A 7,945-nucleotide genomic window follows, 5' to 3' on the forward strand; every position below is an offset into this window, starting at 1 on the left:
ATCATAGCTCAACTACTCGGCAGCAAAAACCATCGAAATTACAAGGAATAAAAAAGCCAGAGCAGTGCTCTGGCCTCTGGGAGTATCTCTAATGAGTTTAGAAGCGGTAATTGGCTTGTGCGCCGATAAGCCAAACATTACCTGCCGTTGTACCAGAAAATTGGCCTCCAACGGCTTGCGCTGCATCATCTGAAGCATAACCACGAGATTCCACAATGTTGGCATCTTTGGCAAAAATGTAAGTAAAGCCAGTGTCTACGGTGAATTGCTCCGTGAAGGCATACTCCGCACCAACGCTTAACCAAGTTCGATCAGTTTCAGGGATGGTAATGGTACGGTTTTTATCGTTAACTGCCGCCATATCGTAAGCAATGCCTGTACGCAGTGCTAATTTTGCATCGACTTGGTAAGTCGCACCCAGAGCAAAACGGTAATTGTCTTCCCAGTTTTCTTCTTTAACCATCACCGAGCCAAGAGTGTTTAAATCCGCTTCAAGCTTTTCGAAACTGCTCCAATCGGTCCAGTTAATACTGGCATGTAGTGCCAACTGTTCACTTAGTTGGTGGTAGCTAGCCAGTTCAGCGGTGGCAGGCATAGTGAGCATCATTGAACCTGTATCATTCACTACCTTGCCCGATTCTTTCGAAAATATATTCGCTGTGCCAGTAAGCTTTAGGTCAACTTCGGATTTATAAGTAAAGCCTATGCGATTGCTATCATTGATCTGCCATGCCGTACCCACTTGCCAACCCCAAGCTTTATCTTCACCTTCCATGTACTTCAGTGTTGTACCTTGTGGAAGAGGCTTAGTTTGAGCCGGAGAGGTTGCACCGAAATGGCCTTCTCCAATCACATAACGAATGCCACCGCCAACGGTAACCGCATCAGTGAGTTGGTAGCCGATGTTGGCATTGACTTCCATTGTTTTAACCATCGCTTGATTACCAAAGTGGCTCGCGCTGAAATTACGGTCAAGTTCGGTCTCCATGCCATAGTTAGTACCGAGTGCTAAACCTAGTACCATTTTATCGTTCACTTGATGTGAGAGGTAAAAATTGGGGATGACGGCATCATTTGCGAAGTCATTTGAGCTTGCTTCTAATGCGCCGTTGATTTTTCCATTCACATCAACCTTCGGATTAACGTAAATTGCACCAACAGAAATTTGCGTACCTTTCAAATAAGTCAGCATGGCAGGGTTACGCCATTGTGCACTGGCGTTATCAGCCATAGCCGCTTCACCGGCGTAAGCACGCCCAAGGCCCGTTGCAGAGTATTCTGCCAATTGGAAACCGGCGGCTTGAGATGCGTTTGATACGCTGAATAGTCCACATGCCACTGCAAGTGAAAGAAGAGTTTTATTTGATTTCATTATAATGTTCGCTGAAATATTTGAATTCGGTGTGGGGATTTTAAGGTTAGAGCTAATGCTTTAAAAATATAAAGCAGTGAATTTGTTGTTTTTGAAATTAAAATCCATTAAAGGCTTAATTATAAGCGTAATACTCTGCTTGTTATGAAAGTGTTTCTGATTTTTGGCGAACACTTGTAGTGTGGTTTAAGACCCCAAAGGTACAGTTGTTAGCTGAATTAGGCGAGGAGATGATATTACAAGCATTAAAAAGGGCTGGAAAACCAGCCCTTTATTGACGCTATGCTAATAAACGTTGCGCTTAGAAGCTGCGGCTATATTGTAAGCCGACTAGGATTGCATCTGCGTGAGTCGTTGCCGTCAGAGTTGAAAGATATTGAGGTGAACCAAGAGGATTAGGTGTTCCTTCAGATACTTGTACATCATCACCCAGTAAGTAGGTGAAACCAAAATCAATATTTGATTTTTCATCTAGGTTATAAGTAAAGCCAGCAGAGAACCATTGGCGGTCAGAGTCAGGTACTGATACTGACGTTAATGAATCTTGAGCGCTGGTGTCATACATATAACCAGCACGTAAAGTCCAATCTGTATTTAAATAATACGTTCCGCCAATAGCATAATGCCATCCATCTTGCCATTTATATGGTTTGTTGTAAGTAGAACCTAGTGGGGAGTTTTTGAGGTCACTAAATTCAATTTGATCAAATGTGCTCCAGCCGATCCATTGTACGCTGTAATGAACTGCAAAATTGGTATCTTTTATTTTATGGAATCCAGAAAACTCAAAAAGGTCAGGCAATGGTAAATTGATTTTTTGTCCTTTATCATCTTTTGCTTCCATTTCAGGACTGTAATGATATGCGGCACCGAAACGGTTATTTTCATCTAGCTCAAAGACAGTACCAAAGTTGAATCCGATAGCCCAAACATCAGCACCATCTACGTTGACTAAATCTTTACCACCCAAACTTGCGACATCAGAACTAGCCGTACGTTTCATGGTTCCTTTACCATAGATTAAATCTAGTCCAGCGCCAACACTCCATTGAGAGTCTATTCTGTAAGAACCAGCAAGGCCTAAGTTAAAGCTCTTGACGTCTGTTAAACCGCCATATTCACTAGCAGAGTAACTATCTGAAAATTCAGTTTTTGTACCAAAGTTAGAATAGGCATTGACGCCCCACGCAAACTTATCATTGAGAGGGACAATGAGATGGATATTTGGAGCAATAGATGTACCGCCTGCTTCATCATAATTTGCGTTTTTGGGAGCCGATAGCTGTGGTGCAACTTGGCAAGTTGTACCACAGTATTTCGCATCCTTGACTTTAATTTTTGTCGTTATGGATTCAAAGCCTAAAGAGAGTGAGGTTTCATCAAACAACGCCATTGCGGCAGGGTTACGAGCCATCACCGATGCGTTATCGGCAATAACAACATCACCAGCAAATGCACGACCTAGGCCAGTCGCAGATTGTGCATTGAGCTGAAAGCCCGCTGCCAGTGCTTGTTGTGAAGCGAGAGCTACCGTTACGGCAAGTAACGATTTTTTAAACAGACGCGTCTTGTTCATGGTGCTTTTCCTTTTTGATTTCATCGCCTCTAATGGACGTTGTTTTTGAGCAAATGCTCAATTGGTGGCTGATACTAGAGGCAAGTATAGAAGATAGAAATCCGACCATTGTCTAATTGAATGATAAAATTGCAGAAATGATGTCTATTTGGCAGGAAAAAGGCGGAAAATGCTTGTTTATAGAGTTTAAGCTCTATTTTTGTCTAGGGAACCTGGCCCGCATTATATACAGGCCAGGAATGGTTTTAATGGGAAGGTTTTAGCATAGGCATTAGTTTTTTAGCGATGTTCGTGACATCTTCGCCATTTTCACCGACAAGGATCAGGCTAGCATCACCGACGGGTTCGATGATTCCTGCCATGCCTTGCTCATTAAAGTTCACGGCTTGTTCACTGGCAATGCCTGTGAAAAAGAGCGTCACTTTCCCGCTTTCACCTTGAAAAACCATGTGCAGAGCGTTTGCCTTGCCAAAACCACAGTGGTTTAGGTAATAAACGTGGTAAGGGAAGTTACTGCTTAACTGATAAGCGAATGGCAGCATTTTGGCGTTGATCTGCGTTGAATTCACTTGTTCATCCAGTTGGTTGACAAAGCCTTTTTCATCAATGACGTGTTTGATGGCGGTGTCCATTAGGCTTGCCTGCGCCGGTGGAATGAGCACATTTCGCCAATTGATTTGGCCAACCAATAAACCAAACACAAAAGCAATCGATGCAGCCAATGTCATCGCTTGCTTGGCAAAAGTAGGGCGGATGACATTGCTTGCCATTGTGGTTTGACTAAATAGAATACGGTCTGCGAGATCGTCAGGCACGTCTACATTCATTGCAGTAGCAATCGTTGCATCTAAGCTCAATATGTCCTCTAGGAACTGACGATTAGTATCACTAGTGGATGCCGCTTGGATAATCTCTTGGTCATGCTGTTTTGGATCGGACATAACTCGGCGGCGAAATTCTAATTCATCCATTTTGCTGCCCCTTATATGCTTCTGATGAATCCAATTGTTCTTTTAATTGATTACGAGCTCGAAACAGACGAGTCATGACCGTGTTCTTATTGAGTTCGAGGATCTCGCCAATTTCATCACCACTAAAACCACCAATGACTTGTAGGAAAAGAGGTTCGCGGTATTCAATATCCAGCTTCATTATCTGTGCCTGCAACCACTCTTGTTGATGATGAGGATCATCGTTGACTTTTACGTCACCGCTGTAGTCATCAATATCGACCAACTCAAACTGCTTGCGCTCAAAGCGGCGCGCGTTCTCGCGACGAAGAATAGTTATAAGCCACGATTTGGCCGCTTTCTCGTCGAGCAAACTATCGAGAGATTTCCAAGCCCTCAAGCAGGTTTCTTGGACTAAATCTTCAGCAATGCTTTTATCTTTACATAGCCAATAGGCATAACGAAAAAGATCTCGGTGATAAGCACGCACAAGCGTTTCATATTTTCTCTGTCTGTCAATATTACTATTGACCGGGCTGCTGGACTTTTTCTTTCCAAACATGGTTATTATCGACACATGAGTCTCCGTTTGCTCTGTGATTTCTTCTTTGTTTAGGCCATTTTATGGTCGTCTTGCGATGAACGCTTCGCGTATTCGTTCGCTTTCGATCCGTTCAAGTTGTTCGGTAACATCAATTCAAGCGTCGGCGGCTTTTTAATTTCATAGTATGGAATAAATCAATATAAAATTGATCTACTTCAAAATCTCATAGCACGAAGTGGCTATAGTACACCTTGTCATCTCGTTAGTCATTGCGACTAACATGTTGAGCAAGATGACACTTCCTTTTGAAGGCTGACTTTACTTTCTCCTAATCAGGAAACTGATTATTTCAATTGGCGTAAGTTAATTGCTTTATATATTCCGACCACACATTATTGTGTGGTTTTTTTTTGCTTATATACCCTTCCTACTTGAAGCTGCCGCGGTGCTGGCTACGTTCGTTCACCCAATCACATAGTTTGCCTATGCTCATGGGGACTCACTCACTTGCCGCCTACCTGCAACTCCAAGTTGTTTGGGTATAACTCCATTATTCATTTAAAGATTAAGTGATTATCCATCTCCTCTCCCTACATTACTTTCTTCGATTCGATGCGAATATCACGTTTATTTAAACACTTGTTTGATTGTTTTAACAACCTCGTTACAATGTGCCAGGTCAGACCTCTATTCTAAGGAGAAACAATGGGCAAACAGGAAGTCAAAACGCGCTCTGGTGAGCGTGTGGCTATCGTCGCGGGGTTGCGTACCCCTTTTGCGCGTCAAAGTACCGAATTTAGTCAAGTTCCTGCAGTCGATTTAGGCAAGATGGTGGTGAGTGAACTGCTTGCGCGAACGGAACTCGATCCTAAATTGATCGAACAACTCGTCTTTGGACAAGTCGTGCAAATGCCTGAGGCACCAAACATCGCGCGTGAGATCGTTTTAGGCACAGGAATGAGCATCCATACCGATGCGTACAGCGTCACACGAGCGTGCGCTACCAGTTTTCAGGCGGCGGTGAATGTGGCTGAAAGCATAATGGCTGGCACGATTGATATTGGTATGGCTGGTGGTGCCGATTCGTCTTCCGTTTTGCCGATTGGAGTGTCTAAAAAATTAGCCGCTAGCTTACTCGCTTTAAGTAAAACCAAAACCGTTGCTCAGAAACTCAGCATCTTAAAATCATTATCTTTTAAAGATTTAATGCCAGTCCCCCCCGCGGTCGCTGAATATTCAACGGGCCTTTCGATGGGGCAAACGGCTGAGCAGATGGCAAAATCTCATCACATAAGCCGACTGGATCAAGATGCTTTGGCACATCGTTCTCACTCTCTAGCTTCACAAGCTTGGAAAGAGGGCAAAATCCAAGGCGAAGTCATGACGGCATTCCCAGAGCCCTATAAAAAGTGGATCGCTGAAGATAACAATATTCGTCATGACTCGACTCTGGAAGGTTATGCCAAGTTACGTCCAGCGTTTGATAGGCAATATGGTAGCGTGACGGCCGCCAACAGCACACCACTAACCGATGGCGCTGCCGCTATTCTATTAATGCGTGAAGGCCGTGCTAAAGAGCTTGGTTTGGAGATTATGGGTTATATCCGTTCTTACGCTTTTTCAGCGATTGGTGTTGAACACGATATGTTAATGGGACCGTCTTATGCGACACCGTTAGCCTTACAACGTGCAGGTATTGAGCTTTCCGATCTCACATTGATTGATATGCATGAAGCGTTTGCCGCGCAAACCCTCTCTAATATGAAAATGTTCGCCAGTGATAAGTTTGCACAGGAACATCTTGGTCGAGCAAAAGCGATTGGCGAAATTGATATGGATAAATTTAATGTGCTAGGTGGTTCTATTGCGTATGGTCACCCCTTTGCGGCGACGGGTGCGCGCATGATCACACAAACACTGCGTGAACTAAAACGACGTGGTGGTGGTTTAGGGCTGAATACCGCTTGTGCAGCGGGTGGTTTGGGCGCGGCAATGATTTTGGAGGTTGAATAATGAGCACAGAGAGAGCTTTTCATTTAACAATTGATGAACAAAATATTGCGTGTCTGGCGATTGATGTTCCCGGCGAAAAAATGAATACGCTACAAGCGGCGTTTGCCCAAGAGATGCAAGAGGTTTTTGCGACCTTGGAGGCTCAAAAAACCAGCCTAAAGGGGATGGTGATTCACTCGCTTAAGCCAGATAATTTCATTGCTGGAGCGGATGTCCGTATGCTGAACGCTTGCCAATCGGCCAGCGAAGCACAAGCATTGGCCAAGCAAGGTCAGGAGATGTTTCAAACCTTATCGGATTTGCCATTCCCAGTGGTTGCCGCGATTCATGGCCCATGCTTAGGTGGTGGTTTAGAGCTGGCGCTGGCTTGTCACTACCGGGTGTGCAGCGACGCGGACATCACGCGTTTGGGTTTGCCCGAAGTGCAATTAGGCTTGCTGCCAGGCTCCGGTGGAACGCAGCGGTTGCCGCGTTTGATTGGTTTGTTACCTTCTCTTGACTTGATTTTGACGGGTAAACAGCTGCGCGCAAAAAAAGCAAAACAGCTGGGTGTTATTGATGCTTGCGTAGCAGAGACTATCTTGCTGGATGTGGCCAAGAAGTATGTGCTCGATAATTCTGGGAAAAAACGTCATCAGGCCAATACGTCGACCAAAGAGAAATTAATTTCTCATACGCAGCTTGGTCGCAAATTAATTTTTGATCAGGCCGCTAAAAAGACTAAGCAAAAAACACGAGGTAATTACCCAGCCGCAGACGCGATTTTAGAGGTGATCCGTCACGGTTTAGATCGTGGTTTTAAAGCCGGGTTAGAGCTTGAAGCGAAGCGATTTGGTGATTTGGTGATGAGCTCGGAATCCAAAGCACTGCGCTCGATTTTCTTTGCCACCACCGAAATGAAAAAAGAGACGGGCAGCGACGCAAAACCTCAAACCGTGAAACGTATCGGCGTATTGGGCGGTGGTTTAATGGGGGCAGGGATCAGCCATGTTAGCGTTGCAAAAGCCAAGGTTCCCGTACGAATCAAAGATGTTTCGAATGATGGGGTATTAAACGCGCTCAATTACAACTACAAATTATTCGATAAACAGCGCAAGCGTCGCATTTTATCCAAAGCGCAGATGCAAACAAAAATGGCGCAATTGTCTGGCGGGATTGATTTTACCAGCTATCAGCATATCGATGTTGTCATTGAAGCGGTATTTGAAGATCTCACGCTTAAGCAGCAAATGGTGGCTGATGTTGAAGCGAATGCCAAAACCAGCACCATTTTTGCGACGAATACTTCTTCGCTTCCAATCCAGAAAATTGCAGCGAAGGCGGCGCGTCCAGAGAATGTGATTGGATTGCACTATTTCAGTCCTGTTGAAAAAATGCCTCTGGTGGAAGTGATCCCTCATCAATCCACATCGCAAGAGACGATAGCCACAGTAGTGGCTCTGGCGAAAAAACAGGGCAAAACGCCGATTGTGGTCAAAGATTGCGCTGGT

Annotated in this window: 6 protein-coding genes; 2 read left to right on the forward strand and 4 right to left on the reverse strand. The window is 44.5% G+C overall.

The window, feature by feature from the left end; all coding sequences use genetic code 11:
• Positions 1-97 precede the first annotated feature (97 nt).
• The 4 genes from AACQ21_RS02360 to AACQ21_RS02375 all read right to left on the reverse strand — a co-directional run bounded on the left by AACQ21_RS02360 (position 98) and on the right by AACQ21_RS02375 (position 4,460).
• The gene (locus AACQ21_RS02360) at positions 98-1,372 is read right to left on the reverse strand and encodes an outer membrane protein transport protein (protein WP_105977124.1); all 1,275 of its coding nucleotides are present in this window, start codon (positions 1,370-1,372) and stop codon (positions 98-100) included.
• A 301-nt stretch (positions 1,373-1,673) separates the two neighbouring features.
• Positions 1,674-2,972, reverse strand: coding sequence for an outer membrane protein transport protein (locus tag AACQ21_RS02365; RefSeq protein ID WP_105977125.1), 1,299 nt, complete (start codon positions 2,970-2,972; stop codon positions 1,674-1,676).
• A 221-nt stretch (positions 2,973-3,193) separates the two neighbouring features.
• Positions 3,194-3,919, reverse strand: a complete 726-nt coding sequence (locus AACQ21_RS02370; protein WP_105977126.1) for a DUF3379 domain-containing protein — start codon at positions 3,917-3,919, stop codon at positions 3,194-3,196.
• Positions 3,912-4,460 (reverse strand): sigma-70 family RNA polymerase sigma factor, encoded by a 549-nt coding sequence (locus AACQ21_RS02375; RefSeq protein ID WP_088717986.1) that lies wholly within the window; start codon positions 4,458-4,460, stop codon positions 3,912-3,914. The genes AACQ21_RS02370 and AACQ21_RS02375 overlap by 8 nt, the downstream gene beginning before the upstream one ends.
• Positions 4,461-5,147: 687 nt before the next feature.
• Here AACQ21_RS02375 and fadI point away from each other — a divergent pair.
• Together fadI and AACQ21_RS02385 are read left to right on the forward strand one after the other, a co-directional pair.
• Complete coding sequence (fadI, locus tag AACQ21_RS02380) at positions 5,148-6,455, forward strand: acetyl-CoA C-acyltransferase FadI (RefSeq protein WP_017044558.1); 1,308 nt, start codon at positions 5,148-5,150, stop codon at positions 6,453-6,455.
• Positions 6,455-7,945: 3-hydroxyacyl-CoA dehydrogenase NAD-binding domain-containing protein (locus tag AACQ21_RS02385; protein ID WP_105977127.1), on the forward strand; the 1,491-nt coding region annotated here is incomplete at its 3' end. The genes fadI and AACQ21_RS02385, both read left to right, overlap by 1 nt.

It is taken from the genome of Vibrio sp. V01_P9A10T6 (assembly GCF_963877065.1).
Lineage (GTDB): Bacteria > Pseudomonadota > Gammaproteobacteria > Enterobacterales > Vibrionaceae > Vibrio > Vibrio anguillarum.

Coding starts and splice junctions, on each gene's coding strand:
- AACQ21_RS02375 (WP_088717986.1), bottom strand. CDS start 4,460: ATGTTTGGAAAGAAAAAGTCCAGCAGCCCGGTCAATAGTAATATTGAC.
- AACQ21_RS02365 (WP_105977125.1), bottom strand. CDS start 2,972: ATGAAATCAAAAAGGAAAAGCACCATGAACAAGACGCGTCTGTTTAAA.
- AACQ21_RS02360 (WP_105977124.1), bottom strand. CDS start 1,372: ATGAAATCAAATAAAACTCTTCTTTCACTTGCAGTGGCATGTGGACTA.
- AACQ21_RS02370 (WP_105977126.1), bottom strand. CDS start 3,919: ATGGATGAATTAGAATTTCGCCGCCGAGTTATGTCCGATCCAAAACAG.
- fadI (WP_017044558.1), top strand. CDS start 5,148: ATGGGCAAACAGGAAGTCAAAACGCGCTCTGGTGAGCGTGTGGCTATC.